This window comes from Nocardioides sp. HB32, from assembly GCF_054058995.1.
Window position 1 is genome coordinate 1,758,156 of the sequence record NZ_JBSSBS010000001.1, and the last position, 24,435, is coordinate 1,782,590.

General features: G+C 72.9%; 25 protein-coding genes, 1 pseudogene and 1 riboswitch. Of the genes and pseudogenes, 20 read left to right on the forward strand and 6 right to left on the reverse strand.

Annotation, left to right across the window (positions count from 1 at the left end; all coding sequences use genetic code 11):
• Positions 1 to 10 precede the first annotated feature (10 nt).
• The 3 genes and pseudogenes from ACVW2K_RS08885 to ACVW2K_RS08895 form a co-directional block, all read left to right on the forward strand.
• Positions 11 to 277, forward strand: a pseudogene (locus ACVW2K_RS08885) (amidase family protein); the annotation flags it as partial.
• A 101-nt stretch (positions 278 to 378) separates the two neighbouring features.
• Positions 379 to 1,407, forward strand: coding sequence for an amidase (locus tag ACVW2K_RS08890; RefSeq protein WP_457202269.1), 1,029 nt, complete (start codon positions 379 to 381; stop codon positions 1,405 to 1,407).
• Positions 1,380 to 2,228, forward strand: coding sequence for an SDR family NAD(P)-dependent oxidoreductase (locus ACVW2K_RS08895; protein WP_457202270.1), 849 nt, complete (start codon positions 1,380 to 1,382; stop codon positions 2,226 to 2,228). The genes ACVW2K_RS08890 and ACVW2K_RS08895 overlap by 28 nt, the downstream gene beginning before the upstream one ends.
• Here ACVW2K_RS08895 and ACVW2K_RS08900 read toward each other — a convergent pair.
• The 3 genes from ACVW2K_RS08900 to ku all read right to left on the reverse strand — a co-directional run bounded on the left by ACVW2K_RS08900 (position 2,110) and on the right by ku (position 4,784).
• Positions 2,110 to 3,408 carry an RNA polymerase sigma factor gene (locus tag ACVW2K_RS08900; RefSeq protein WP_051549531.1) on the reverse strand — a complete coding sequence of 433 codons (1,299 nt, stop codon included), beginning with the start codon at positions 3,406 to 3,408 and terminating at the stop codon, positions 2,110 to 2,112. The genes ACVW2K_RS08895 and ACVW2K_RS08900 overlap by 119 nt on opposite strands.
• Positions 3,405 to 3,764 carry a YciI family protein gene (locus tag ACVW2K_RS08905; protein WP_457202271.1) on the reverse strand — a complete coding sequence of 120 codons (360 nt, stop codon included), beginning with the start codon at positions 3,762 to 3,764 and terminating at the stop codon, positions 3,405 to 3,407. The genes ACVW2K_RS08900 and ACVW2K_RS08905 overlap by 4 nt, the downstream gene beginning before the upstream one ends.
• A gap of 108 nt (positions 3,765 to 3,872) precedes the next feature.
• The gene (gene ku / locus ACVW2K_RS08910) at positions 3,873 to 4,784 is read right to left on the reverse strand and encodes a non-homologous end joining protein Ku (RefSeq protein ID WP_028639041.1); all 912 of its coding nucleotides are present in this window, start codon (positions 4,782 to 4,784) and stop codon (positions 3,873 to 3,875) included.
• A 35-nt stretch (positions 4,785 to 4,819) separates the two neighbouring features.
• Between ku and ligD (ACVW2K_RS08915) the strand changes: the two genes are divergently transcribed.
• The 12 genes from ligD (ACVW2K_RS08915) (at position 4,820) to ACVW2K_RS08970 (ending at position 16,573) form a co-directional block, all read left to right on the forward strand.
• Positions 4,820 to 5,737, forward strand: coding sequence for a non-homologous end-joining DNA ligase (gene ligD, locus ACVW2K_RS08915; protein ID WP_028639040.1), 918 nt, complete (start codon positions 4,820 to 4,822; stop codon positions 5,735 to 5,737).
• Positions 5,734 to 6,429 (forward strand): L,D-transpeptidase family protein, encoded by a 696-nt coding sequence (locus ACVW2K_RS08920; RefSeq protein ID WP_028639039.1) that lies wholly within the window; start codon positions 5,734 to 5,736, stop codon positions 6,427 to 6,429. The genes ligD (ACVW2K_RS08915) and ACVW2K_RS08920 overlap by 4 nt, the downstream gene beginning before the upstream one ends.
• Positions 6,429 to 7,343 (forward strand): non-homologous end-joining DNA ligase, encoded by a 915-nt coding sequence (gene ligD, locus ACVW2K_RS08925; protein WP_036571733.1) that lies wholly within the window; start codon positions 6,429 to 6,431, stop codon positions 7,341 to 7,343. Before ACVW2K_RS08920 ends, ligD (ACVW2K_RS08925) begins: the two co-directional genes overlap by 1 nt.
• Positions 7,344 to 7,474: 131 nt before the next feature.
• Entirely contained in the window at positions 7,475 to 7,975 is a 501-nt protein-coding gene (locus tag ACVW2K_RS08930) for a COG1361 family protein (protein ID WP_155992381.1), read from the forward strand.
• A gap of 188 nt (positions 7,976 to 8,163) precedes the next feature.
• On the forward strand, positions 8,164 to 8,730 hold the full coding sequence (locus ACVW2K_RS08935) for a S26 family signal peptidase (protein ID WP_457202272.1): 567 nt from the start codon (positions 8,164 to 8,166) through the stop codon (positions 8,728 to 8,730).
• Between the two features lie 44 nt (positions 8,731 to 8,774).
• A complete protein-coding gene (locus ACVW2K_RS08940) occupies positions 8,775 to 9,467 on the forward strand; it encodes a response regulator transcription factor (RefSeq protein ID WP_036571732.1) in 693 nt (230 codons plus the stop codon).
• Entirely contained in the window at positions 9,460 to 10,674 is a 1,215-nt protein-coding gene (locus ACVW2K_RS08945) for a sensor histidine kinase (protein WP_028639035.1), read from the forward strand. Before ACVW2K_RS08940 ends, ACVW2K_RS08945 begins: the two co-directional genes overlap by 8 nt.
• Positions 10,675 to 10,704: 30 nt before the next feature.
• Positions 10,705 to 11,520 (forward strand): HAD-IIA family hydrolase, encoded by an 816-nt coding sequence (locus ACVW2K_RS08950; RefSeq protein ID WP_028639034.1) that lies wholly within the window; start codon positions 10,705 to 10,707, stop codon positions 11,518 to 11,520.
• Positions 11,521 to 11,524: 4 nt separating this feature from the next.
• Complete coding sequence (locus ACVW2K_RS08955) at positions 11,525 to 14,251, forward strand: hypothetical protein (RefSeq protein ID WP_457202273.1); 2,727 nt, start codon at positions 11,525 to 11,527, stop codon at positions 14,249 to 14,251.
• 4 nt (positions 14,252 to 14,255) lie between these two features.
• Positions 14,256 to 15,071 (forward strand): ABC transporter ATP-binding protein, encoded by an 816-nt coding sequence (locus tag ACVW2K_RS08960; RefSeq protein WP_051549529.1) that lies wholly within the window; start codon positions 14,256 to 14,258, stop codon positions 15,069 to 15,071.
• The gene (locus ACVW2K_RS08965) at positions 15,068 to 15,715 is read left to right on the forward strand and encodes an ATP-binding cassette domain-containing protein (RefSeq protein WP_457202274.1); all 648 of its coding nucleotides are present in this window, start codon (positions 15,068 to 15,070) and stop codon (positions 15,713 to 15,715) included. Before ACVW2K_RS08960 ends, ACVW2K_RS08965 begins: the two co-directional genes overlap by 4 nt.
• Positions 15,716 to 15,851: 136 nt before the next feature.
• Positions 15,852 to 16,036: riboswitch (cyclic di-AMP (ydaO/yuaA leader) on the forward strand.
• A 3-nt stretch (positions 16,037 to 16,039) separates the two neighbouring features.
• Positions 16,040 to 16,573, forward strand: coding sequence for a C40 family peptidase (locus ACVW2K_RS08970; RefSeq protein ID WP_028639031.1), 534 nt, complete (start codon positions 16,040 to 16,042; stop codon positions 16,571 to 16,573).
• 3 nt (positions 16,574 to 16,576) lie between these two features.
• On the opposite strand, the gene ACVW2K_RS08975 is transcribed toward ACVW2K_RS08970, so the two are convergent.
• Positions 16,577 to 17,161, reverse strand: coding sequence for a hypothetical protein (locus tag ACVW2K_RS08975; RefSeq protein ID WP_457202275.1), 585 nt, complete (start codon positions 17,159 to 17,161; stop codon positions 16,577 to 16,579).
• A gap of 140 nt (positions 17,162 to 17,301) precedes the next feature.
• On the opposite strand from ACVW2K_RS08975, the gene ACVW2K_RS08980 reads away from it, so the two are divergent.
• Positions 17,302 to 17,697: a hypothetical protein gene (locus ACVW2K_RS08980; RefSeq protein ID WP_155992379.1), complete on the forward strand. Its 396-nt coding sequence runs from the start codon at positions 17,302 to 17,304 to the stop codon at positions 17,695 to 17,697.
• A gap of 1 nt (position 17,698) precedes the next feature.
• Positions 17,699 to 19,006 carry a hypothetical protein gene (locus ACVW2K_RS08985; protein WP_457202276.1) on the forward strand — a complete coding sequence of 436 codons (1,308 nt, stop codon included), beginning with the start codon at positions 17,699 to 17,701 and terminating at the stop codon, positions 19,004 to 19,006.
• A 3-nt stretch (positions 19,007 to 19,009) separates the two neighbouring features.
• On the opposite strand, the gene ACVW2K_RS08990 is transcribed toward ACVW2K_RS08985, so the two are convergent.
• Together ACVW2K_RS08990 and ACVW2K_RS08995 are read right to left on the reverse strand one after the other, a co-directional pair.
• Positions 19,010 to 20,458 carry a glycoside hydrolase family 6 protein gene (locus tag ACVW2K_RS08990; protein ID WP_457202277.1) on the reverse strand — a complete coding sequence of 483 codons (1,449 nt, stop codon included), beginning with the start codon at positions 20,456 to 20,458 and terminating at the stop codon, positions 19,010 to 19,012.
• 60 nt (positions 20,459 to 20,518) lie between these two features.
• Positions 20,519 to 20,842, reverse strand: coding sequence for an alpha/beta fold hydrolase (locus tag ACVW2K_RS08995; protein WP_457202278.1), 324 nt, complete (start codon positions 20,840 to 20,842; stop codon positions 20,519 to 20,521).
• A 107-nt stretch (positions 20,843 to 20,949) separates the two neighbouring features.
• On the opposite strand from ACVW2K_RS08995, the gene ACVW2K_RS09000 reads away from it, so the two are divergent.
• From ACVW2K_RS09000 to ACVW2K_RS09010, 3 genes are all read left to right on the forward strand, one after another.
• On the forward strand, positions 20,950 to 21,078 hold the full coding sequence (locus ACVW2K_RS09000) for a hypothetical protein (protein WP_269320368.1): 129 nt from the start codon (positions 20,950 to 20,952) through the stop codon (positions 21,076 to 21,078).
• Between the two features lie 820 nt (positions 21,079 to 21,898).
• A complete protein-coding gene (locus ACVW2K_RS09005) occupies positions 21,899 to 23,263 on the forward strand; it encodes a radical SAM protein (RefSeq protein WP_457202279.1) in 1,365 nt (454 codons plus the stop codon).
• Between the two features lie 2 nt (positions 23,264 to 23,265).
• Positions 23,266 to 24,378: an aldo/keto reductase gene (locus ACVW2K_RS09010; RefSeq protein WP_457202280.1), complete on the forward strand. Its 1,113-nt coding sequence runs from the start codon at positions 23,266 to 23,268 to the stop codon at positions 24,376 to 24,378.
• Positions 24,379 to 24,435 lie beyond the last annotated feature (57 nt).

A 24,435-nucleotide genomic window follows, 5' to 3' on the forward strand; every position in this document is an offset into this window, starting at 1 on the left:
GCCGGGCATGATGGATCTCGCTTGGGCCGGAGTGGCCGACACCGCCCGTCTGGTCGCCACCGGGGAGATCAGCGCCCGCGGCGTCGTCGAGCAGGCGCTGGCGCGGATCGACGAGCGGGACCGCGAGCTCAACGCGTTCTCCCGGCTGCTCGTCGACGAGGCGATCGCCGAGGCCGAGGCCCGCGACGCGGCCCTGGCGTCCGGCGGCCCGGCCGGCCCGCTGCACGGCGTACCCATCGCGATCAAGGAGGAGATCGACGTCGCCGGCGCCGTCACGACCTTCGGCGGCAACGGCAACTCCACGCCGGCCGCCGCGGACGCCGAGGTCGTACGTCGGCTTTTCGCGTCGCCGGCGCGGTGGTCGTCGGCAAGACCACGATGCCCGAGTTCGGGGCGTTCCCGTTCACCGAGTCCGCCTCGCGCGGCATCACCCGCAACCCCTGGGACCCCAGCCGCACGCCCGGCGGCTCCAGCGGCGGTACGGCGGTCGCCGTCTCGGCCGGCATGGTGCCGGTCGGCATGGGCGGCGACGGTGGCGGCTCGATCCGGATCCCGAGCGCGAGCTGCGGGCTGTTCGGCCTCAAGCCGCAACGCGGACGGGTCACGACGGCGCCGCACCCGCACCTGTGGTGGGCGCTCGGCACCGCGGGCCCGCTCACCCGCAGCGTGCTGGACAGCGCGCTCGTGTACGACGCGATCCGCGGCAACGTCGAGGGCGACCTGTACACCGCGGGCGGCCACGAGCCGTTCGTCGACGCGGTCGGCCGCGAGCCGGGTCGGCTGCGGATCGGCTGGAGCACCAGGCCGGTCGCCCGGGGCGTCCGCCCCGACCCCGTGCACGTCCAGGCGGTCCGCGACACCGCTGCTCTGCTGACCGAGCTCGGCCACGACGTCCGCGAGGTCGACCCGCGGTACCCCGACCCGACGGCCGCGTTCGTGCCGCAGTTCTTCGCGGGCATCCGCGCCGAGGCCGACCTGGTCGAGCACTACGACCGGCTCGAGCGGCGCACCCGCGAGACCTGCCGGCTCGGGGCGTGGGTCACCCCGAAGGTCGTCGACTTCGCGCTCGCCCGGACCGAGCAGGTGTCGGTGAAGGCGAACCGGGTCTTCGACGACGTCGACGTCCTGCTGACGCCGGCGATCGCGCACCGGCCGCCGCGGGTCGGTCGCCTCGACGGCGTCGGCACCGTGCTGGCCTCGCTGCGGGCGATGCCGGCGATCGCCTACGCCGCGCTCTGGAACGTCGCCGGCAACCCGGCGGCCTCGGTGCCCGCCGGTGTCGGCGCCGACGGCCTGCCGGTCGCCGTCCAGCTGGTCGGCCGCACCGATGACGAGGCGACGCTGTTCTCGCTGTCCGCCCAGCTCGAGCAGGCCCGGCCGTGGCCGCTCCTCGCCGGCGGCGCGTGAGCCTCGACGGGCGCACCGTGCTGGTCACGGGCGCGTCCTCGGGGATCGGCGAGGCGACCGCGCGCGCGGTGGCCGAGCGGGGCGCGACCGTGCTGCTCGTCGCCCGGCGGGGCGACGAGCTGGAGCGGGTCCGGGCGTCGATCGAGGACAGCGGCGGTCGCGCCTCGGCGTACTCCTGCGACCTGACCGACCACGACGCGATCGACGCCCTGGTGGCACGGGTGCTCGCCGAGCACGGGGCCGTCGACGTGCTCGTCAACAACGCCGGCCGCTCGATCCGGCGCTCGCTGGCGCTCAGCTACGACCGGTTCCACGACGTCGAGCGCAGCATGGCCGTCAACTTCTTCGGCCCGGTGCGGCTCACGCTGGGCCTGCTGCCGGCGATGCGCTCCCAGCGGTCCGGCCACGTCGTCAACATCGTCACGTGGGGCGTCCAGCTGCGGGCGCCGAAGTTCAGCGCCTACATCGCGTCCAAGTCGGCGCTCGACTCCTGGAGCCGGGTCGCCGCGCGGGAGACGTACGGCGAGAACGTCGCGTTCACCAACATGCGCTTCTCGCTGGTCCGCACGCCGATGTCGGCGCCGACCGAGGCGTACGCCGGCCGCGGTGCGACCCCGGAGCAGGCGGCCGCCCGCGTCGTGCGCGCGATCGAGCGGCGGCCCCCGCACGTGAACACGCTCGCGGGCAACGTCGGCGAGCTGCTCAACCTGGTGGCTCCGCGGCTGGCGGACGGGCTGTTCCACCGGTTCGACCGGATGTTCCCGGACTCCCGGGCTGCGCGCGGCGCAGCAGGATCCGACGCTCGTCGGCGTTCCTCGTGAGGGCGGCGGCGTCCCGGAACGCCCGCGCCGCCTCCTCCTGACGGCCGGCCCGCTCGAGCAGGTCGCCGCGGACCGCCGCCACCAGGTGCCAGCCCGGCACGTTCTCGACCGCGGCCAGGATCGCCAGGCCGGCGTCCGGGCCGAACGCCCGCCCGTGCGCGACGGCGCGGTTCACCTCCACGACGGGACCGGGGGCGATCCGGGCGAGCACGTCATACAGCCCCGCGATCTCGGTCCAGTCGGTGTCCTCGGGCCGGCGGGCCCGGGCGTGGCAGGCGGCGATCGCGCCCTGGAGCACGTAGCTGCCGACCGGCCTGCCCTGCTCGGCGAGCTCCTCGGCGCGGTCGAGCGCCGCCAGGCCGCGGCGGATCAGGAGCTGGTCCCAGCGGCGGCGGTCCTGGTCGTCCAGGAGGATCGGGGTGCCGTCCGGGGCGTGGCGCGCGTTCAGCCGGGAGCCCTGGATCTCCAGCAGCGCCTGCAGGCCGTGCACCTCGGGCTCGTCGGGTGCGAGGTGCGCGAGCATCCGCGCCAGCCGCATCGCCTCGCGGCACAGGTCGGGACGGGTCCAGTCATCGCCGCTGGTGGCGGAGTACCCCTCGTTGAAGACCAGGTAGACGACCGCCATCACGTCGGTCAGCCGCTGCCAGCGCTCGGCACCAGTCGGGTTCTCGAGCTCCGCGCCGCTCTCGGCGAGCAGCCGCTTCGCGCGGGAGATCCGCTGCCCCATCGTGGCGTCCTTGACGAGGTAGGCCCGGGCGATCTCCTGCGTCGTCAGGCCGCCGACCAGGCGCAGCGTCAGCGCCGCCCGGGACTCGGGCGGGAGCACCGGGTGGCAGCAGAGGAACGCCAGCCGCAGCACGTCGTCCTCGATGTGGTCGACGGCCGCGTCGAGGTCGGGCACCTCGGCCTCCTCGAGGCCGTGGGCGAGCTCCGCCGTACGGCGCCGCAGGGTGTCGTTGCGGCGGAACTGGTCGATCGCCCGCCGCTTGGCGACCGCCATCAGCCAGGCGCCCGGGTTCGCCGGCACCCCTCCCTCGGGCCACTGCTCGAGCGCGGTCACCAGGGCGTCCTGGGCGAGGTCCTCGGCCAGGTCGAGGTCGCGCGTCATCCGGGTCAGAGCGGCGACGAGCCGGACCGACTCGCGCCGCCAGACCGCGGTGACCGCGTCCTCGGTGGTCACCCGGGGCTGCTGAACATCTGCCGGATCTCCACCGAGCCCTCCCAGCCCGGCCAGTGCGCGAGGTGCAGCTCCAGCACCCGGCGGGCGTTCTCGACCGCCTCGTCGTGGCTGCGCACCTCGGTGATCGCGTACCCGCCCGCGACCTCCTTGCCCTCGGCGTACGGACCGTCGCTCTGGGTGATGGTCCCGCCGCGCAGGTGGATCTCGGTGCTGTCCCGCATCCCGGCGAGTCCGCCGGCCTCGATCATCGTGCCGTCGGCGAACGACTGCGCGAGCTCGGTGCCCATCGCCTCCACGAGCGCCGGCGGCGGGTCACCGAGGTCCTCGGTCATCTTCACGAACGTGATGTAGCGCATCTGGGTCTCCTGTCGTGGGTGTAGCGGTCACCCACACGTCGGATCATCCGTGCTGGTTTCGACAGGCCGGGTCGCGCGGTCTCGTCGCGCGGCGGCCGGCACCAGGCGTCAGCTGGCCTTCTTGGCCGCGGCCTTCTTCGTGGTCGACTTCTTCGCGGTCTTCTTCGCGGCAGCCTTCTTCGCCGGGGCCTTCTTGGCCGACTTCTTCGCCGCCGGCTTCTCCTCGGCCGAGCTGTCCGGCTCCTCGCCGCGCGCGGTCTTCGCCGCGTCGACCGAGCGCTGCAGCGCCGCGAGCAGGTCGACGACCTCCCCGGAGGACTTCGTGGAGGTGGCGGTCCGCTTGACCTCGCCGCCCTCGATCTTGGTCTTCACGAGCGCCTCGACGGCCTCGGCGTAGTCGTCCTCGAACTCCGCCGGGTCGAAGTCGCCGGCGAGGGTCTCGACGAGCATGTTCGCCATCTTGACCTCCTGCGGCTTCACGTCGCCGGTCTCGACGGAGAAGTCGGGGGTGCGGACCTCATCGGGCCACATCATCGTCTGGAGCACGATCACGTCGTCCTTCACCCGGAGCACGCCGACCGTGGTCCGCTGCCGCAGCGCGACGGTGACCACGGCCATCCGGTCCGCGTCGAGCAGCGCCTGGCGGAGCAGGGCGTACGGCTTGGCGCCGGTCTTCTCGGGCTCGAGGTAGTAGGACTTCTCGAACAGCATCGGGTCGATCTGCTCCGACGGCACGAACTTCTCGACCGCGATCTCGCGCGACGACGTCGACGGCAGCTCGGCCAGGTCGTCGTCGGTGAGGATGACCATCTCGCCGTCCTCGGTCTCGTAGCCCTTGGCGATGTCGGCGTACGCGACCTCCTCGCCGTCGACCGAGCAGACCCGCTGGTACTTGATCCGGCCGCCGTCCTTCGCGTGCACCTGCCGGAACGAGACGTCGTGCGACTCGGTGGCCGCGTAGAGCTTCACCGGCACGCTGACCAGCCCGAACGACACCGCACCCTTCCAGATGGCTCGCATACCGGTCAGTGTGGCACGAGGGCATGATGGGGCGCATGCGTCCGATGCTCGCCACCCACGGCCGCACCGTGCCCGTGGGAGACACCTGGATGCACGAGGTGAAGTGGGACGGCGTCCGCGCCCTCACCGACGTCCGCGACGGCACGCTGCGGATGACCAGCCGCAACGAGAACGCGATCACGATCGCCTGGCCCGAGCTCGCCACCAGTCCGTACGACGGGCGGGACCTGCTCGTCGACGGCGAGATCATCGCGCTCAACGACCGCGGCCTGCCGGACTTCCGCACCCTCCAGGAGCGGATGCACGTCCGGAAGGCCGCCGCCGCCGAGCGCCTCGCGCACCGGGTCCCCGCGATCTACATGGTCTTCGACCTGCTCCGCCTCGACGGCCGCGACCTCACCGGGGAGCCGCTGGAGACCAGGCGGCGGCTGCTGGCGGAGCTCCAGATCGACGGCTCCTGGCAGGTCCCGCCGGAGTACGACGACGGGGCGATGCTGTTCGAGGCCACATTCCAGCAGGGGCTGGAGGGTGTGGTCAGCAAGCGGCGGACCTCGACGTACCGCTTCGGCGAGCGCAGCCCGCACTGGCAGAAGCTCGCCCACCGCCACCGGCTCTCCTACGTGGTGGGCGGCTGGCGCCCGCAGGAGGGCACGACCGACCGGCTGGCCGCGCTGCTCGTCGGCGAGCAGACCGCGGACGGCCTCCTCTACCGTGGCCGGGTGGGCAGCGGGATCGGCGCGAGGCAGAGCCGGGCACTGGCCGCGCTCGTCGAGGGTCTCGACCGCCGCGACAGCCCGTTCGCCGACGAGGTGCCGGCCGTCGACGCGCGCGGCACCCACTGGGTCGACCCGGTCCTGGTCGTCGACATCGACACCCACGGGCGTGGGTACGAACGCCTGCGCCAGCCCTCGTTCCAGGGCGTCCGTCCCGACCTCGACCCGGAGGACCTGTGAAGCGGTTGCTCGTCCCGCTCCTCTTGGCGGCCGCGCTCGCGACGCCGACGCCCGCGCACGCCACGACACCCCGGCACGTCCGCCTCGACGGCGTCGACGTCCGGCTCCGCGACGGCACCACGCAGGTCGTCACCGTCAACCACACGTCCGGCTACCGCGCGCGGGTCACGTGGTGGGTGCGGCGCGACGGCCGCTGGCAGCAGGAGCTCCGGGCCACCGACGGCCGCATCGGGTACGGCGGCCTCGTGCCCGGTCGCCACCGGCACCAGGGGACTGGCACGACCCCGCTCGGCACCTACGACCTGCCCTGGGCGTTCGGCATGCACCGGCAGGACCCGGCGTGGGACCTGCGGTACCGCAAGGTCCGGCGCGGCGACTACTGGGTCGAGGACAACGGGAGCGCCTTCTACAACCGGTACCGCAACCGGGCCGAGGGCGGCTTCCGCTGGCGGCTCCCGGCCAGCGACCCGAACGCCTCCGAGCGGCTGCTCGACTTCCCGCAGCAGTACGAGTGGTCGATCGTCACCAGCTTCAACCTCCGCCAGGTCCGCCACCGCGGGGCCGGCATCTTCCTGCACGTCAACGGCTCCGGGGCGACCGCCGGCTGCGTGAGCGCGCCGCGCTGGTTCATCCGGGCGCTGATGTTCCGCCTCGACCCCGCGCGACGCCCGGTGATCGGGATCGCACGCTGATGGCGGCCCAGGACCCACCGCAGAAGGAGGAGGTGCGGGTCGACGTCGAGGGCCGCACGCTCACGATCAGCAACCTGCACAAGGTGCTCTACCCGCGGACCGGTACGACGAAGGGCGAGGTGCTCAGCTACTACGCCCAGGTCGCCCCTGTGCTGCTGCCGCACCTCTCGGGCCGCTGCGTCACCAGGATCCGGTGGCCGCACGGCGTCCAGGACAAGAGCTTCTTCGAGAAGAACGTCCCGGGCGGCACCCCGTCGTGGGTGCACACCGCGAAGGTCCCCACCACCGGGAGCCGGGCAGCCAGCAGCTCCGACACCCTGGTGTTCCCGATCGTCGACGACCTCGCGACGCTCACCTGGCTGGTCAACCTCGCCGCCCTCGAGCTGCACGTGCACCAGTGGACCGTCGACGGCAAGGACCGCCCGCGCGGCGCCGACCGCGTCGTCATCGACCTCGACCCGGGCGAGCCCGCGGGCCTGCACGAGTGCTGCCAGGTCGCCCTCCTCGTCCGCGACCGGCTCGCCGAGCGCGACCTGGTGGCCCGGCCGGTGACGAGCGGGTCCAAGGGCCTGCACCTGTACGCCGACCTGCCGAAGCGGCTGCCGCCCGACGAGTCGACGGCGCTCGCGAAGGAGGTCGCCGAGGCCTTGCAGGGTGAGCACCCGAAGCTGGTGACCGCGACCATGACGAAGGCGCGCCGAACCGGCAAGGTGTTCCTGGACTGGTCCCAGAACGCCGGCTCGAAGACCACGATCTCGCCGTACTCGCTCCGCGGACGCGAGGTCCCGACGGTCGCGACGCCGGTCAGCTGGGCCGAGGTCGAGGCGGGCGCGGAGGACGCGCTCGACCTCGAGCAGTTCCGCTTCGAGGAGGTCCTCGAGCGGATCCGGGAGCACGGCGACCTGTTCTCCTGAGCCGGCGCGCCGGGGCTGCGACGGCGATCTGTTACCCAACGGTGGGAGTTCCTTGGACGACGTGTGGATCAGTCGTGGCAACGCCGGTCCTACCTTCTAGTCGTACCACCTGAAGCACCGGGGGGATGCTGATGACCACGACTACTGTTGCCACCACGGCCAGGAAGCTGTTGCTCCCTGTAGGCAGCGTTGTCGGCGCCGGCCTGCTGGCGATGGTTCTCGGCGTCCCGTGGACGAGCGCCAGCGAGGGATCCTCCGGGATCCGGCTGCTGGCCGACGACAACCAGGGAGCGACGCTGACCATCAGCAAGATCGAGCCCGGGGAGTCCGTGTCTCGGAGCGTGACCATCCGCAACTCGGGTGGGCTCGCCTCGAAGCTCTTCTTCTCGGAGACCGGAGACCCGTCGTCCTTCGCGGACGGCGAGCTCGACCTGGTCATCGACCAGGACGGAACGCAGCTCTACAGCGGTGACTTCGCCGCGATGAGCGACCAGGCGCAGGACGTGGGAACGCTCGAACCGGGGGGCTCGAGCACCTTCACCTTCACCGTGTCGCTCCCGGACGACGCACCGTTCGCCAACCAGGGCGAGCCTGCGAAGGCTGCGTACTCGTGGGTCAACGCCGAACCGTGAGCTCGAGGACCTGAGGGCGGGCACCGCGCACCTGGGGGGAGCGCGGACGCCCGCCAGCAGGAACGGTCACCTCGGACGGGTTCGTCCGGCGCTGTTGGGGGGAGCGCCGGGCGGCCGTCCGGACCCATACAACACAAGAGCGGCTCGGAGCCCTGGCTCGGAAGCCTTCTCGGAAAGACCACCCGCCCATGGAGATCGCGACCTCCCCGCACCGCCCGGCGTCGACGCCGTGGGGGCGACTCCTCGCGCTCGTGGTGATCCTGGGCCCGGTCACGGCTCTCGTGCTGCTGCCGATCGGTCTCGGTCTCCAGCGCTACGTGATGACCGGCGACTCGATGGACGGCGATCGGGCCGACAGCATCCCGCGCGGCTCGGTCGTCTTCGAGCGGCGCGTCCCCGTGGACGACCTGCGGGTCGGCGACGTCATCACCTACCGCCCGCCTGCGTCCGCCGGCGTCGACGGCATGGTCACGCACCGGATCGTCGCGCGCGACGCCGACGGCATCGTCACCCAGGGCGACGCGAGCGCGACGCCCGACCCGTGGCGGCTCGAGCTGGGCGGGAACGCCGTACCACGCGTGGTCCTCACCGCTCCATGGGTCGGCTACGCCTACCTGGTGCTCGCCGACCCGGTCCTCTGGTTGCTGCTCGTCGGCAGCGCCGGCGCCCTGGTGCTGCTCCTCGTCACCAACCTCCGGCGTTCGCAGCGGACCCCGCCGACCCCGGTGGGAGTGGGTGCGGGGATCGAACGATGAGGAGTGCCCACGAGCGCGGGTCGGTGACCCCTATGCTCACACCCATGGCGCAACGAGTTCTGGTCGTGGAGGACGAGGAGGACATCGCGTTCCCCCTGGTCCGCACGCTGGAGCGGGAGGGGTACGACGTGTCCTGGGTGGACAGCGGCCAGCAGGCCCTGGACTCCATGTCGACCGCCCCGGACGTGGTGATCCTCGACCTCGGGCTGCCCGACATCGACGGGCTCGAGGTGTGTCGACGGGCCCGCGAGGCCGGCTTCGAGGGGGCGATCATGATCGTCACCGCCCGAGCCGGCGAGCTCGACCGCGTGGTCGGGCTCGACTACGGGGCCGACGACTACCTGGCCAAGCCGTTCGGCCTGGCCGAGCTGCAGGCGCGTGTGCGCGCCCTGTTGCGCCGGACCTCCTCCACCTCGGCGGCCACCGAGGCCGTTGAGCCCGACGGGCTCCGCATCGACGTGGACGCGCGGCGCGTCTACGCCGGCGCCGAGGAGGTCCCGTTGACCGGCAAGGAGTTCGAGGTGCTGAACATCCTCGCCGCCAACCGGGACAAGGTGGTCTCCCGCGGTCGGCTGATGGCCGACGTGTGGGACGAGAACTGGTACGGCTCGACCAAGACGCTCGACGTCACGATCGGTCGGTTGCGCCAGAAGCTCGAGAGCGTGGGTGTGACGGATCGGGTCGTGGCCGTTCGGGGTGTGGGTTTCCGCCTCGAGGGCGGCACACCGGATGCGTGAACGCCTCACCGTCGCCTTCGTCGTCCTCACCGTCGTGCTGCTGTTCGGTGCCGGGCTGGTGCGCTCCTACGTCCTCCGGGACCTGATCCGTGAGCAGGAGTCCGCACACCTGCGCCAGGAGGTCGAGCTGATCGCGGCCATCGCCCAGGACCGCGTCGAGGCGGGCGGCAGCATCGACCAGCAGTTCCTCGACTCCGTCGTGAGCGACCGGAGCCGGCTCGAGTTCGACCCGGGCAAGGGCCGGACCCTGGTCGCGGACGGCAAGGAGTACGACGGCGACGACGACCCCACCAACGACCTGAGGGCCGCCGACACCATCGACGCCGGCACCGTGACGCTGAGCCAGTCCGACCAGGTCATCCAGGAGATCGTCGGCCGCGACGTCGGCTCGATCGCGGCGCTCTTCCTGCTCATCGCCGTCGTCGCCGGCATCGTCGGCTTCGTCATCGCCTCGGCGCTGTCCTCGCCGTTCCAGCGGCTCGCCGTGGCCGCCGGCAACCTCGGCCGTGGCCGCTACGACCTCGAGCTGCCGAAGACCCGGATCCCGGAGGCGGCGGCGATCTCGACGGCCCTGCGCACCAGCGCGCTGCAGCTCGAGGACCGGGTCCACCGCGAACGGGACTTCGCCGAGCACGCCTCGCACGTGCTCAAGACCCCGCTCACGGGGCTCCGGCTCGAGCTCGAGGACCTCACCCTGCGCGACGACGTCCGCGGGGACGTCAAGGAGGCCGCGGCCCGCAGCCTCGCGGCGGTCGACGAGGTCAGCGCCGTGGCCGGTGAGCTGGTCGAGCTGTCCCGCAGGGGCAGCCTGGTCGCCGGCTCCGAGCTCCCGCTCGTCGACCTCGCCACCCAGCTCGCCCAGCGCTGGGCGGACCGGCTCGGGGTGCGCAGCCGCACCCTGACCGCGGCCGCCGAGGGCAACCTCGCGCTCACCTACACGCCCGGCCCGGTGGAGCACGTCACCGACCTACTGCTCGCCGACGTCGTACGCCGGGGCTCCGGACCGGTCCGCCTCGTCTTCTTCGGCGAGGAGGGCGGCCAGCTCCGGATCCGGGTGGAGTCCGAGGGCCGCGCGCACGAGAACGATCACCACGGCGAGCCCCTCGACCGGATCGCGCAGGCCCGCTCGGTGGTCGAGGCGCTGGGCGGCCGGGTCACCGGCGAGCACCCCGCCGACGGCATCGAGGTCCTGCTGCCCCGTCGCTGAGGTCGGTCGCTGAGGTCGGCCGCTGACATGATGACGGCCATGACCTCGCGTCCCGTGGAGACCTGGCTGACCGACATGGACGGCGTGCTCGTGCACGAGGAGGTCCCGATCGCCGGGGCCCAGGAGTTCATCGAGGCGCTGAAGGCGTCCGGCAAGCAGTTCCTGGTCCTCACCAACAACTCGATCTTCACCCCGCGCGACCTCCGCGCGCGACTGCTCGGCAGCGGCATCGACGTGCCGGAGGAGGCGATCTGGACCTCGGCGCTGGCCACCGCCCAGTTCCTCTCCGAGCAGCGCCCGCACGGCACGGCGTACGTCGTCGGCGAGGCCGGCCTGACCACGGCGCTGCACGACATCGGGTACGTCATGACCGACCGCGACCCGGACTACGTCGTGCTGGGGGAGACCCGGACCTACTCGTTCGAGGCGATCACCCGCGCGATCCGGTTGGTCAGCGCCGGCGCCCGCTTCATCGCCACCAACCCCGACCCCAGCGGCCCGAGCCAGCACGGCCTGCTGCCCGCCACCGGGTCCGTCGCGGCCCTGATCAGCACCGCGACCGGGCGGACGCCGTACTTCATCGGCAAGCCGAACCCGCTGATGATGCGCAGCGCCCTGAACCGGCTCGAGGCGCACTCCGAGACGACCGTGATGATCGGCGACCGGATGGACACCGACATCATCAGCGGCCTCGAGGCCGGGCTGCGGACCGTGCTGGTCACCACCGGCTCGACCCGCCCCGAGCAGGTCGAGACGTTTCCGTACCGCCCGACCCGGGTCGTCGACTCGATCGCGGACCTGGTGGCCGAAGTCGATGGTGGAAGCGCTCCCACGGTCGTAGTGTGACCGCGTGACCCGCCCCGCCGCCCACGCGCTGTGGCGGGCGGCCCCGCTCCGGCTGGCCCGGACGCCGGGCTGGGGAGCGCTGGTCCTGGTCGCGGTCACACTCTTCGTCGCGTCGGTGGTCGCGCCGAGCCTGTTCGTCGAGACGGCCCGGTCGACCGCGCTGGCGGACGGGCTCCGGGCCAGCGCCGGCGGGCCGTTCGGCGACCAGTCCGGCGACCTCCGCGTGACCTGGGACGGGGTGGTCCAGGACCTCGACCCGCTGCTCGACCCGCTCGCCGCGCTGCCGGCGTACGGCGACCCGACGGTGACCGCTCTCGGCGTCGGGCAGAGCCAGTCCACCAAGCCGGTCGCGGTCGCGAACGGCGCGACGGCCCCGGCCGTGCTCTGGTACCACGACGGCGCGATCCCGGCCCTGGGGGGCGACGACGACACCGACGGCGTCTGGCTGTCGAGCGACACCGCTGCCGCCCTCGGGCTCCGGGTCGGCGACCCGCTGAAGGTCGGGATGGTGCAGGTCTTCCTGGGCGACAGCCGCACGCTCCGGGAGACCGTGCTGGCCGGCACCTACGACACCGCACCCGGCTCCGTCCTGCCGACGCAGCTCGCGAACCTGCCCGGCGCCGACCGCTGGTTCCTCCCGCAGGACCCGGTCAACCCCTCGCTGGTCACCCCGCTGGCGATCGTGAGCCGCGCGACCTTCGACCACCTCGCCCCGAAGGTGCGGGAGAAGCCGTTCTACGTCGCCGACCTGCTGCTCGACCCCGACGTCACCCCGGAGGAGGCGACCGCGGCGGTGGCGGCCTCGGCGGCGTACGGCGACGCGGCGTTCGACGGCAGCACGGAGATGTCCGCCCAGCTGGCGGGCGCCAAGCCGGCCCCGGCGACGCTCGACGTGATCAGCGGGCTGCCGACCATCGCCGGCGCCGCCGACGCGACCGCGACCTCGGCGCGCGAGCAGGTCCGGCCCTACGCCCTCGGCGGCCAGGTGCTCGCCGGCCTGCTCCTGGTCGCTGCGTGGGTGCTGCTCGGCCTGAGCCGCCGGCGTGAGCAGCTGCTCGTCAGCGGCCTCGGGCTGCGCCCGATCGAGCTCATCCTCCTCGCCGCCCTCGAGGCGCTGCTGGCCTGCCTGCTCGCCGTCCCGGCCGGCCTGGCCCTGGCCCACCTCGGCGTGGTGGCGGCCGGGCCGCCCACCGATGCGGGTGTGCCCTTCACCCGGGACGGGCTGGTCCGCGCGGCCGTCGGCGCCGGCATCGGGCTGGTGATGATCGCGCTCACGGCCGGCTTCTCCGCGCTGGCGACCGACCGGCTCGACCGGCTCTCGCGACTCGGTCGCAGCCGGGTCGCGGTGCCGTGGGGCACGGCGCTCGTGGTCGTCACGGTGGTCGTCACGTTCGCGGTGCTCACCGTGGAGACGTCGGACCGGGCGACGACGCCGCTGACGAGCGCGTTCCCGTTCCTCGTCACCGCGTCCCTGACGATGGTGGTCATCCGCGCGGCCGCCCGGCTGCGGGCCCGGCGGTCGACCCGGGCGAGGCCCGGGACCTCCCGATGGCTGGCCGCCCGGCGTACCGGGCCGGTCCTGCACGAGGTCGTCGCCCTGTCGGCCGTCGTCGCGGTCGCGCTCGGGTTGTTCGCCTACACGCTCACCGTCCACCGCGGCATCGACGAGGGCGTCGCCGACAAGACCGCCGCCCTCGCGGGAGTCGCGACCACGATCGAGGTCGCCGAGGACTTCCGCGGCCAGGGCTCCGCGGTGGCCGTGCGGCCGCCGGTCGACGGCTCGACGATCGTCTGGCGCCGCAACGTCTCCCTCGGACCGGACCAGAGCGGGATCCCGCTGATGGCCATCGACTCTGGGTCGTTCGCCGACGTCGCGGACTGGGGCGGCTCCGGCGACCTCGACGCCGGCCGCGCGCTCGTGCCGCGGCTGCCGAGGAAGGAGGAGGGGGTGCCGGTGATCCTGGCCGGCGACACCCACCTGGAGGCCGGCGCCAAGACGGTCATCGACCTCGACACCGTGCTCACCATCCCCGTGTACGTCGTCGGCGTCGTCCCGGCGTTCCCCGGCTCCGAGACCGAGCCCGGCACCGTCACCGTGGTCGTGGACAGCCTGCGGCTCTTCAAGATCGTCACGCCCGACCTCGACCCCCGCGGGAAGGGCGCGACCAGCGACCTGCCCGGCGCGCTCACGTCGATCCTGTGGAGCCGGGCGGCGCCGCCCGACCTGCGCGCGCAGCTCGACGACGCCGGCATCGCCAGCGACGGCGTGGTCGAGACCGCCACCCAGGCGCGGATCGAGAACGGCCTGGTCGCCTCGACCTGGGCGGCCGGCTACGTCCTCGCGCTCGGGGGTGTCGTGCTCGCGCTGGCGCTCGCCGCGGGACTGGTGCTCGCGCTCCGGCTGTCCGACCGCGACACGGTCTCGGACGTGCTGCTGCGGCGGATGGGCTACCGGTCGGCCGACCTGGCGCGGGCGCGCGCCTGGGAGGTGGGGTACGCCGTCGCGACCGCCGTCGTCGCTGCCCTGCTCGCCGCCGCGGTGGTCGTCCTGATGCCGAGCAGCATCGACGCCGCTGCCGGCATCCCGCCGCTCGCACACCCGCGGCCGGAGCCGGCCGACCTGCTCTGGCTGCTCGGCGTGCTCGTCGTCCTGGTCCTGGTGGCCTGGCTGGTCGGGACCCTGCTCACCCGTCGCCGCCCCGCCGCGGAGGTGCTCCGTGCCGGGGATTGAGTCCATGACGGCCGTGTCCTGCGAGGACCTGGTCAAGGTCTTCCGCTCCGTGACCGGGGAGACGCACGCGCTGCGCGGCATCGGCCTCGAGCTCGTCCCGGGTGCGCTCACGGTCGTCGCGGGGCCGTCCGGCAGCGGCAAGAGCAGCCTCCTGACGCTGCTCGGCGCCCGCGACCGGCCCAGCGCCGGCCGCCTCACCGTGCTCGGCAGCGACGTCGGCGTCGCCTCGACCCGCGAGCTGCGGCGGCTGCGCCGCCGGCAGATCGGCTTCGTGCCGCAGCGCGCCTCGAACGCCGTCTTCCCGCACCTGCGCGCCACCGACCAGCTCCGCCAGGTCGCGTCCTGGCGCGGCGCCTCCCGCCGCCACCTGGCCGAGGCCCTCGACGCCGTCGGTCTGACCGACCGCGGCGGTCACCGGCCCGATGCGTTGTCCGGCGGCGAGCAGCAGCGGCTCGCGGTCGCGATCGCGCTGGTCGGCACCCCGGCGCTGGTCGTCGCCGACGAGCCGACCGCCGAGCTCGACCATGCGAACGCCGACCGGGTCATGGACGCGCTGCTCGCCGTCGCCGCCGCAGGGTCGACGGTCGTGATCAGCAGCCACGACGACCGCGTGACGCACCGCGCCGACCGGTTGCTCCGGCTGCGGCACGGCGTCGTCTCCAGCGAGACCTCGGGCCGGCGTACCGCCGCGGCCGTCATCGACGCGACCGGCCGGGTCCAGCTGCCCCAGGAGATGCTCGGCCTCTTCCCCGACCGCCGGGTCGTCGTCGAGGCCGACGGCGACCACGTGCGGCTGCGCCGACCGGAGGTGGAGCTGTGACCGGCACCGGACTGAGCATCCAGCAGGTCGCGCACGGGTACGGCGCGGGCGCGGGCCGGGTCGAGGTGCTGCACGACGTCAGCCTCGCCGCGGCCCCCGGTGAGCTGGTCGCCGTCGCCGGTCCGTCCGGGTCCGGGAAGAGCACGCTGTGCCACCTGGCCGCCGGGTTCGAGACGCCCGAGCGCGGCACCGTGACCGTCGACGGGCGGCCCGCCGGCGCCGTCGCCGACTGGTCCGTGGTCGCGGTGGTGCCCCAGCAGCACGGACTGCTCGCCGGGCTCAGCGTCGAGGACAACATCTGCCTGCCGGCGTACCGCGCCGGCGTCGACCCGGTCGCGGCCCTCGCCCGGCTCGCCGAGGCGCTCGACCTCGGCGCGTTCACCCGGCGCGGCGTGCGGGAGACCTCGCTCGGCGAGCAGCAGCGCACCGCGGTCGCGCGGGCGCTGGTCCTCGCACCCCGGCTGGCCGTGCTCGACGAGCCGACCGGCCACCAGGACGACGACCACGTGGCCCAGGTCGCGGCGGTGCTGGCCGGTGCCGCGCACGCCGGCTCCGCGGTGCTCGTGGCCACCCACGACCCCCGGGTCTGGCAGGTCGCCGACCGCGTCGTCCACCTCGACGAGGGGCGCGTGACAGCGCTGTAACTGTGTGACCTTCGACCAGTTCGCCCGCGATCCCACGCGGGGAGTGTGGCGTGCGCCACGGAATCGGCCCGGCACCGACTCGTGATCGGGCGAATTCTCTGGTTACCGTCCTTGACCGGTTGCACGTCGCAACACCGGCCCGGGCACGCCGAATCCTGCCACCCGGGTCGTGGACCGATCACGGACGGCAGGAGTGGGGGACCCACCTTCGCGGCCGCACCAGCATCACGCGGGCGCTCGGGGTGAAGCCACCGACCGGTGGCCGGGCACCTTCTCGCCCGAACCCGACAGCTCACCTCACAGGCGTGGGAAGGAAACCTCCGCATGCCCACGATCCACTCCCTGGCGCTGCGCGCCCTCGCCAGCGGCGCCCTCGCCGTCGGCCTCCTCTCGACCGCCCCGATCGCCGACAGCCACGCCGCCACCCGGAACGACCGCGTCACGCACCACCACCACAAGCACGCCTCGCTCGCGCCGTCGGCGCGCCGGGTCGGCAGCGCGATGAGCATCGCCGTGCACCAGAAGGGCGACCCGTACAGCTACGGCGCCTCCGGCCCGAACGCCTTCGACTGCTCGGGGCTGACGTTCTACTCGTTCCGCAAGGCCGGCTTCAAGCACATCCCGCGCACCTCGTCCGCGCAGGCGCACTTCGCCCAGCACATCAAGCGCAGCAACATGAAGCGCGGCGACCTGATCTTCTTCTACGACGGCGGCGGCGTGTACCACGTCGGTGTGTACGCCGGCTTCACCCACGGGCACCGGTGGGTGCTGCACGCGCCGCACTCCGGCACCCGCGTGCGCACCGACAAGCTCTGGACCGACAAGTGGTTCCCGGGCACGTTGCGGTACCGCCGCTGACGGCTACTTCCAGGCGAAGGTCGGGAGCACCGAGGACACGACCTCGTCGCGCTCGGACCTCGACACCTTGTTGTTGAAGGAGAACGTCAGGGTGACGATCCGGTCGCGGACGATGGTGCCGAACTCCTCGATGTACTGGGTCGGGCTCACGAAGCCGGCCACGTGGTACGCCTCGGTGCCGTCGAGCTCGCTCACCGGCAGCACCTTCGGCGCCTTCGGGTAGGTGTTCGCCTTGATCCGGTTCTCGCCGAGCTGCTCGGCGGAGGCGTCCGAGCCGAACGCGTCGATCTCGCCGAGCATGATGTAGGCGAGGCTGTCGGGGCTGTCGGCGCCGTCCTCGTAGCGGGTCAGGTCCTTGGCCTGCGTCCAGTCCGCGGGGGCGCGCACGCTGCTGTTGGGCATCGACAGCTCGATGCCCGTCGCGACGTCCGACGGGGAGTCCGTCGGCGAGCTCGCCTGCGAGCTGCTCGTCGACGTCGGCGAGGCCGGCGAGCCCGGGCTCGCCGTACCCGGATCGTCGCCGTCGCTGCTGCAGCCCGCTGTGAGGGCGAGCGCGAGCAGCAGGATGGGGATCGTGGTTCGACGCACCGAGAGCTCCTGGGTCCGAGACGAGTGCGACGCAATCTAACGGACCGAGGTTTCGATCGCGGGGGACCGGGGCAGGTGGCCGGTGACGCAACAGGCCTTTCATTCGGGGGAAGGAACACGTTCAGATGTACGACGGGGGCGTGGGAGCCGCGGACCTGCTCGGGGAGCTCGGACTCCCGGAGGACCTGATCGCCGACGTCCGGTCGATGCTCGCCGGCAGCGCCGAGGACCTGGAGACGGGGAACGTCAAGCCGATCTCGCCGGGTCTCTTCGGGGGCTCGGACGCGGGAGCGCAGCTCGGCCACCACAGCAGCGTGGCGCAGCAGCACGTGGCGAAGGCGGTGCTGCAGATGGCCGCCGGGCTGCGGGGATACCGCGACAACCTGGCCGGCTTCGTCGACGACCTCGGCGACACCGACGCCGCGAACGCGAGCGCGCTCAACGGCCTCGCCACCTCGACGTCCTGCGTGGCGGCGCCGAGCTTCGAGAGCAACAGCTCGTGCACGTTGCCGGCCTCGACGGCGGAGGGGCGCTGAGATGGCCACCGGACCCCAGCGAGCCCGCCTCGACCGGGCGCTCCACGGCGCGAACGACGGCGACATCGACCGGCACGCGAGCGAGTGGGAGTACTGCCAGGGCATCCTGCAGCAGATCGGCACCGCGCTCCTGACCGCCTCGCCCGAGGTCAAGCAGAAGATCGGCGGCAGGACCGGCCCGGCCGTCGACGCCGCGTTCAACCGCTCCGCGACGTCGATGAGCGACAAGTCCACCGAGCTGGGTGCGGGCGCCCAGGCCCTGCGCAACGCGGCCGACGTGATCCGCAGCGCCAAGATCGAGCAGGACGACCTCGCGCGCCACCCGCTGAGCGAGCCGCCGCCGTACCACGCACCGGTCGGCCCGCCGACCCGCGCCGACATCCAGGCCGAGTCGCAGAACCGGCAGGCACACAGCAACTACCAGGCGGCGTACGACGACCAGGAGGCCCGCGCGAAGAAGCAGGCCGACGCGATGGACCGCGTGTTCGGGCACTCGGCCACCACCATGAAGCAGATCCACGGCGAGCCCGACCCGAAGCCCGCCGGCTCGTCGGGCGGCGGGACCGGTGGCGCCAGCGGTGGCGGCGCCAGCGGCGGCTCCGGTGGCTCGGTCACCGCGGGTGGCGGCGGCGGTCCGCGGAGCGTCGACGGCCCCACCTACTACCCCGGCAGCCCCGGCACCGGCACTACCGGCACCACCGGCCATCCCGGCAGCCCGGTCCCCGGCCCCGGCTACGTGCCGGCCGGCGGCGGCCCGGGCGGCGCACCGCAGGGCGGCGGGCCGGTCGGCCCGATCAGCACCCCCGCCGCGGGCGGCACGCCGGGCGGCACGCCCGGCGCCACGGGCGGCACGTCCGGCGGCAGCATCGGGGCGGGGACTGGACTCGGCCTCGCGGGCGCCGCGGCGGGCGGGGCCGCGGGCGGCCTGCTCGGCACGGGCCTGTCCGCCGGCGGCCTCCGCGGCGGTGCGGTCTCCCCGGTCGTCACGAGCTCCGGCACCGCCGCGAGCGGCGTGCGCGGGATCGGCGCCACGTCACGCACGGGCGTCACGGGCCCGCTCGGCCGCCCCGGTGGTGCCGGTGCGGTCAGCTCCGGGTCCGGCAGTGGCCGGTCGGGCGCCGCCTCGGCGGCAGGTCGGCGCGGCACGACCGGCGGGAGTCGGGGCGCCGCGGGCGGTCGCGGCACCGGCGCCGCGTCCGGGCGCGGTGGCCGCGGGGGCAAGGACGACAAGCGCCGCAAGCGTGACGTCTTCGACACCGGTGACGAGTGGGTCGAGGACGAGGACGCCGCACCGGGCGTGCTCGACTGACTGTCAGCTGAAGTACGGCGAGAACGTCCAGGTGTTCAGCAGCTTCGTCGCGAAGTCGGGGCTGAACTTGGTGCCGCCGGCGCCCTGGTCGGGCAGCCAGGGGCGGCTCACCCAGAGGTAGGCGTCGACGTACTGCGCGGCGGCCCTGGCGACGTCGGGCTTGAGGCCCCACGCCGGGTTGTCGACGTCGGTGGTGGGTGGGACGCCCAGTGCGGTGCAGGGGTTCCCCTGGTTCTTCTTCGTGCACGGGTCGATCTCGCCGGGCGGGGTGTAGGGCCCGTCGCCGCCGGGCGGGTTGATCTCCTTGCCGGCGAACGGCTGGCCGTTGTCGGAGGTGTCGATGACCGCGTGCTTGTTCGGCAGGCCCATCTTGGCGAGCGCCTGGGACACCCGCTGGGCGAACAGGATCTCGCGGTCCAGGTAGTTCTTGTGCGAGACGTCGAGGGAGAAGCCGCGCGCGTACTTCACGCCGGACAGCTTGAGGAACTTGGCGACCGGCGCCACCTTGCCCAGCGCCCAGTCCTCGGAGCCCATGTCGACGTACACGCTGACGTTCGGGCCCGCTTCCGACAGCGTATTCGAGGTCCACGAGAGCATCCGCGCGGGCAGCAGCGCGGCCTTCCTGCCGAGCTTCGGGGCCAGCACCTGGAAGGCCTTCCACGCGAAGAACCCGTCCGGCTGCAGCACGACCGCAACCCGGTTGCTGCCGATCGCCTCGGCCATGCCGTTGACGAACTTCTTGTACGCCGCCTGCTCGGCCGCCGTGGGCAGCCGCTTGAGGATGCTGGCCTCGCCCTCCCAGGGGAACATCCGGAACAGCGTCAGGATCGTCAGCCGTTGCGGGTCGCCGGCCTGGGTGTCCTCGATGTACTCGCGGGTCTTCTGTTCCGCCTGCCCATCGGTGATCCAGCGCCCGAAGAACTTCGCCTTGTGGATCATCGCGATCGGCGCCAGCTTGTCCTGCTGGGCCTGGCCGAGCTGGTTCCAGCCGATCATCGCCGGGTCCTGGAGGCCGCGGTAGACACCCCACTCGCGGCCGGCGAGCGGGTTCGTCGGGTTCGCGGCCTGCACGGTCGTCACCGGCGCGATGTAGAGCTGCTGGTACGTCGAGGTCGTCGAGCTGTGGTTGACCAGCAGCGTCGAGCGGACGCCGACCTCGTAGGTGTGCCCGACGACCAGGCTCGGGTCGTCGATCACGAACGACGTCTTCACGAGAGCAGTGCCGACAATGTCGCCGTCCAGCAGCACCTCGTAGGCCAGCCCGGCGGGGATGCCGGCCGTCGGCGCACCCCACGTCACCCTGATCGCCTTCTGGCCGCCCACGACGGTGGTCTGCACGTCCACCGGCGCGCCGAGCGACGGGCCGGCCGACTCCGCGGCCGGGGACAGCGCCACGGCCAGCCCGAGCGCGACGAGGACGGCGACGGCGGCGGCGAGCGCCCGACTCTTCATGGCTGGAAGGGTAAAGAGGTCTGGACCAGTTGGTGGGCGTTTCGCGGAAAGCCGTCGCGCTCACACCTCGCGACGGGACGGAGGAGTGTCCGCTGTCGCAGACGCGACGAGCTCGCGGATGGCCACCGCGAGGAGGTCCGGCTGGTCCAGCGGGACAAGGGTGCGGCTGTCCTCGATCTCGACCACGGTCCCGTGCGGCAGCAGCTGGGCGAGTCGGTGCCCGTGGTCCAGCGGCATCACCCGGTCCTCGGTCCCCCAGACGACCAGCGCCGGTCCCTGGAACTCCCGGAGTCGCTCGGCGGCCGCCAGTAGGACGTCGCGGTCGGTGAACACCGAGCGGAGCAGCCGCCGGGTGTCACGCCGGACGTCGCGATCGGTCAGCAACGGCTCGACCCAGCGGCGCCGCGAACGTCGCCCGCCACACCGCGACGCACGGGCCGCGGTTCGCGACGCTGTGCCGGCCGGCCCTGGTCAACGGCGCCGTCGGGATCGTGGCGCGCACGCCGGCCGGGGTGATCGCCGTCGCGGGCCTGACCGTCGCCGACGACCGGGTCGCCTCGATCGACATCATCCTGGACCCGGAGAAGCTCGCGGCCCTCTCGATCGCCCCCGACGTCTGAACCGCCGCGCACCCACTTCGTCGTCGGATGACGTCCCGGCGGCCCGCTCGCTGTCCACAGCGGGGGGCCCGCCCACCGTCTCAGCGGGTCAGGTTCCCCGGTGACGTGGATCGTGAGGCAGACGGGCGGCGCGCACCCATCCCGGCGTACCGGCCTGCTACCTGGGCCAGGCCGGCGTGGCCGCCTGTCGCCCGCCACGGCGCTGATCGGGGTGCGCGTCGTGGCGGGCGTGCACTGCCGACGGTCGCACTGGCCGGCGTACTGCCCGGGCACTTCGTGCGCTTGGCGGGCGTTGCAATGCCCGCTAACCGACGGGATCCCCGGCTCACCGGGGATCCATCCCCGCCTCAGCTCATGTGCCCTCCCGGCGGTCGCGCCGGCCGGCGTACTGCCCGGGCACTTCGTGCGCTGGGCGGGCGTTGCAATGCCCGCTAACCGACGGGATCCCCGGCTCACCGGGGATCCATCCCCGACTCAGCTCATGTGCCCTCCCGGCGGTCGCGCCGGCCGGCGTACTGCCCGGGCACTTCGTGGTACTGCCCGGGCACTTCGTGCGCGTGGCGGGCGAGTCGACGATCGCGCAGTCGGTCGTCGTGCACGGCCCGCCCGCGGCGCCGGCGGTGTTGCGCATGGACCTGACCGCTGAGCACACCCCAACGGGCCAGCCCCAACGGGCCAGCCCGACCGGGCCAGCCCGAACGGGCCAGCCCGAACGGGCCATCCCCGGGTGGTTGGGCCGGCGCACCGTTGACACGCTCCATCCCCCTGACCCACGCTCAAAATCTGGGTCCGCGCTCGGCGCCCAGGGGCGATCTCGGGGATGACGATGACGCACACCGACAGCAGCTCAGCGGTTCTCACCCTGCCGATCGAGGTGCACGTCTTCGAGCACCTCGGCACGACGTACGCGTTCGATGCGCGGAACTTCACGATCCTGCGACCACGGCCGGTCCTGGCGGAGGTGCTGCGGCGGGCGGCGACCGCTCCGCTGGACGTCATCGAGTCCGAGCTCGCCGAGAGCTTCGACCCGCTCGACGTGCGCCAGGCCTACCTGGAGGCCATGGACCTGCTCGACAACGGCACGCTCTCGTCGACGCCGCCGGCACGCCCGCGGCGACCACCGTTCAGCCACCTCGTGGTGATGCTCGCCGGCGGCTGCAACATGGGGTGCACCTACTGCTTCGAGAAGGACGTGCCGATCTACCAGGAGAAGAACCTGATGACGCGCGAGCGCGCCGACGAGGTCCTCGACTGGTTCTTCCGGCACCAGGAGGGCGACAGCGCGCACATCCAGCTGTACGGCGGCGAGCCGATGCTCAACTGGCCGATCCTCCAGCACGTCGTCGAGCGGGCCGAGGCCTGGGCGACGGACAACGAGAAGACCCTGACCAAGTACCTCATCACGAACGGCACCCTCCTCGTCCGCGACCGGATCCGGTGGCTGCGCGACCACGCGGTGACCATCCAGGTCAGCGTCGACGGGGACGAGGGCACGCACGACGTCTTCCGCGTCTTCAAGAACGGCAAGGGCACGATCGACAACATCAAGGGCCACATCCGCGAGCTCGGCGAGGAGGGCGCCGACTTCAACCTCCGGGCGGTCGTCACCCGCCAGCGCAAGGACCCGGCGGCGATCGTCGAGGGCCTGCGCTCCTACGGCGCCGACCAGGTGTCGTTCGAGGTGGTCGCGACCGACTCGCCGGCAGCGCGGTTCACCGAGGCGGACTGGGCGGAGTTCAACGCCGGTTACGACGAGTTCGTGCACAACCCCCAGGAGAGCTGGTCGCTCCTGCCGGACGACATGAAGTCGGTGATCATCAAGATCTGCAGCGGCCAGAAGGTCTTCTACGGTTGCGGCGCAGGGATCAGCGAGGTGACGGTGTCACCCGACGGCAGCATCTACGAGTGCCAGCGGATCTACCGCACGCCGTACTCCTCCATCTTCGAGGACACCTCGCCGACCGACCTGGGCAGCACGCTGCTGACGATGGTCGACGACCGGCCGGTGTGCCGGGACTGCTGGGCGCGCTACCTCTGCGGCGGCGGATGCATGCACCAATCGCACACGGAGGGCACGGAGGACCCGCTGCCGGAGTACTGCACGATGAAGCGGAACCTGGTCGAGGCCTCGGTGATCGCGATCGGAGACCTGCGGAGCCGTCTCATCGAGGCCGAAGGCCGGTAGCCGTGGCCGGGCTGGTCGCGGACCGCGATCTCGGGAGCACCGGCCTCCGCGTGTCCTGCCTGGGCCTGGGGAGCAGCCCCTTCCGGCACGGCGGGGCGCGGGACTGGGCGCCCTTGGTCGAGCGTGCTGCTGGTCTCGGGATCACCTACTACGACACGGCGCGCTCCTACGTGAACGGCGAGGACGTGATCGCCCACCTGCCGCCACGGGTGCGTGACCAGATGGTCGTGACCACCAAGACCGGGGCGCGCGGCGGGCAGCACGTGCTGCGCGATCTCCAGACCTCGCTGCGGACGCTCGACCGGGACCGCGTCGACGTGTGGATGACGCACATGGTCCGCACGGTCGAGGAGTACGAGATGTGCCGTGACCTCGGCGGGTTCGCCGACGTCGCGGCAGCGGCGAAGCAGGCCGGGATCGTCCGCGCCTCGGGCGCCTCCTTCCACGCCGACACCGAGCTCATCCTGCGCGCCATCGAGGAGGAGACCTTCGACGTGGTGATGTTCCCCGTCAACGTCATCGGCCGCGAGACCGTCATCGGCTCCTCCATCGACTCCTACACGACGCGCCTGCTGCCCGCGGCCCGCGCACACGGGGTGGGCGTCGTGGTGATGAAGGTCCTCGCCGGCGGCGAGCTCCACCACGGTGCCACGAACCTGGGCTTCCTCGCCGACCCCGAGACCGGACGGGACGAGGTCGGCGGGGCGGTGCGCTACGCCACGCTGGTGCCCGGCGTGACCACCGCGGTCGTCGGGATGGCGAGCACCGACGAGCTCGAGCGCAACGTCGCCGCCGTGACGAGCGGGCGGGAGACCGAGGAGACGGCCGCCGGCTGGCGACATCGCGTCGCCGAGCTGAGCACCAGTCCCTGCACCCGCTGCGGGGACTGCATCGGGGCGTGCCCGGAGGACATCGAGATCCCCCAGATCTTCCGCCTCCTCGAGCAGGCGGTCGACTACGGCATGCGGGGCACCGCCTCCTACAAGTACGCCGGGCTCGACGTCCTCGGCTCCGCGTGCACCGGGTGCGGACGGTGCGTCCGGGCCTGCCCGGAGGACTTCGACGTGGGCGCGGCGCTCCACGCCGCGCACCGCGAGCTCGCCCCGACGACCTGAGCGGCACGACCGACCCAGCACGACCGACCCAGCACGACCCGAGATGAGGAGGAGCGA

What these genes read in the sequence shown, in the direction of transcription:
- ACVW2K_RS08890 (WP_457202269.1), top strand. Translation starts at nt 379, where the DNA reads ATGCCCGAGTTCGGGGCGTTCCCGTTCACCGAGTCCGCCTCGCGCGGC.
- ACVW2K_RS08905 (WP_457202271.1), bottom strand. Translation starts at nt 3,764, where the DNA reads ATGCGCTACATCACGTTCGTGAAGATGACCGAGGACCTCGGTGACCCG.
- ku (WP_028639041.1), bottom strand. Translation starts at nt 4,784, where the DNA reads ATGCGAGCCATCTGGAAGGGTGCGGTGTCGTTCGGGCTGGTCAGCGTG.
- ligD (WP_028639040.1), top strand. Translation starts at nt 4,820, where the DNA reads ATGCGTCCGATGCTCGCCACCCACGGCCGCACCGTGCCCGTGGGAGAC.
- ligD (WP_036571733.1), top strand. Translation starts at nt 6,429, where the DNA reads ATGGCGGCCCAGGACCCACCGCAGAAGGAGGAGGTGCGGGTCGACGTC.
- ACVW2K_RS08930 (WP_155992381.1), top strand. Translation starts at nt 7,475, where the DNA reads ATGACCACGACTACTGTTGCCACCACGGCCAGGAAGCTGTTGCTCCCT.
- ACVW2K_RS08935 (WP_457202272.1), top strand. Translation starts at nt 8,164, where the DNA reads ATGGAGATCGCGACCTCCCCGCACCGCCCGGCGTCGACGCCGTGGGGG.
- ACVW2K_RS08940 (WP_036571732.1), top strand. Translation starts at nt 8,775, where the DNA reads ATGGCGCAACGAGTTCTGGTCGTGGAGGACGAGGAGGACATCGCGTTC.
- ACVW2K_RS08945 (WP_028639035.1), top strand. Translation starts at nt 9,460, where the DNA reads ATGCGTGAACGCCTCACCGTCGCCTTCGTCGTCCTCACCGTCGTGCTG.
- ACVW2K_RS08950 (WP_028639034.1), top strand. Translation starts at nt 10,705, where the DNA reads ATGACGGCCATGACCTCGCGTCCCGTGGAGACCTGGCTGACCGACATG.
- ACVW2K_RS08960 (WP_051549529.1), top strand. Translation starts at nt 14,256, where the DNA reads ATGACGGCCGTGTCCTGCGAGGACCTGGTCAAGGTCTTCCGCTCCGTG.
- ACVW2K_RS08970 (WP_028639031.1), top strand. Translation starts at nt 16,040, where the DNA reads ATGCCCACGATCCACTCCCTGGCGCTGCGCGCCCTCGCCAGCGGCGCC.
- ACVW2K_RS08985 (WP_457202276.1), top strand. Translation starts at nt 17,699, where the DNA reads ATGGCCACCGGACCCCAGCGAGCCCGCCTCGACCGGGCGCTCCACGGC.
- ACVW2K_RS08990 (WP_457202277.1), bottom strand. Translation starts at nt 20,458, where the DNA reads ATGAAGAGTCGGGCGCTCGCCGCCGCCGTCGCCGTCCTCGTCGCGCTC.
- ACVW2K_RS09005 (WP_457202279.1), top strand. Translation starts at nt 21,899, where the DNA reads ATGACGATGACGCACACCGACAGCAGCTCAGCGGTTCTCACCCTGCCG.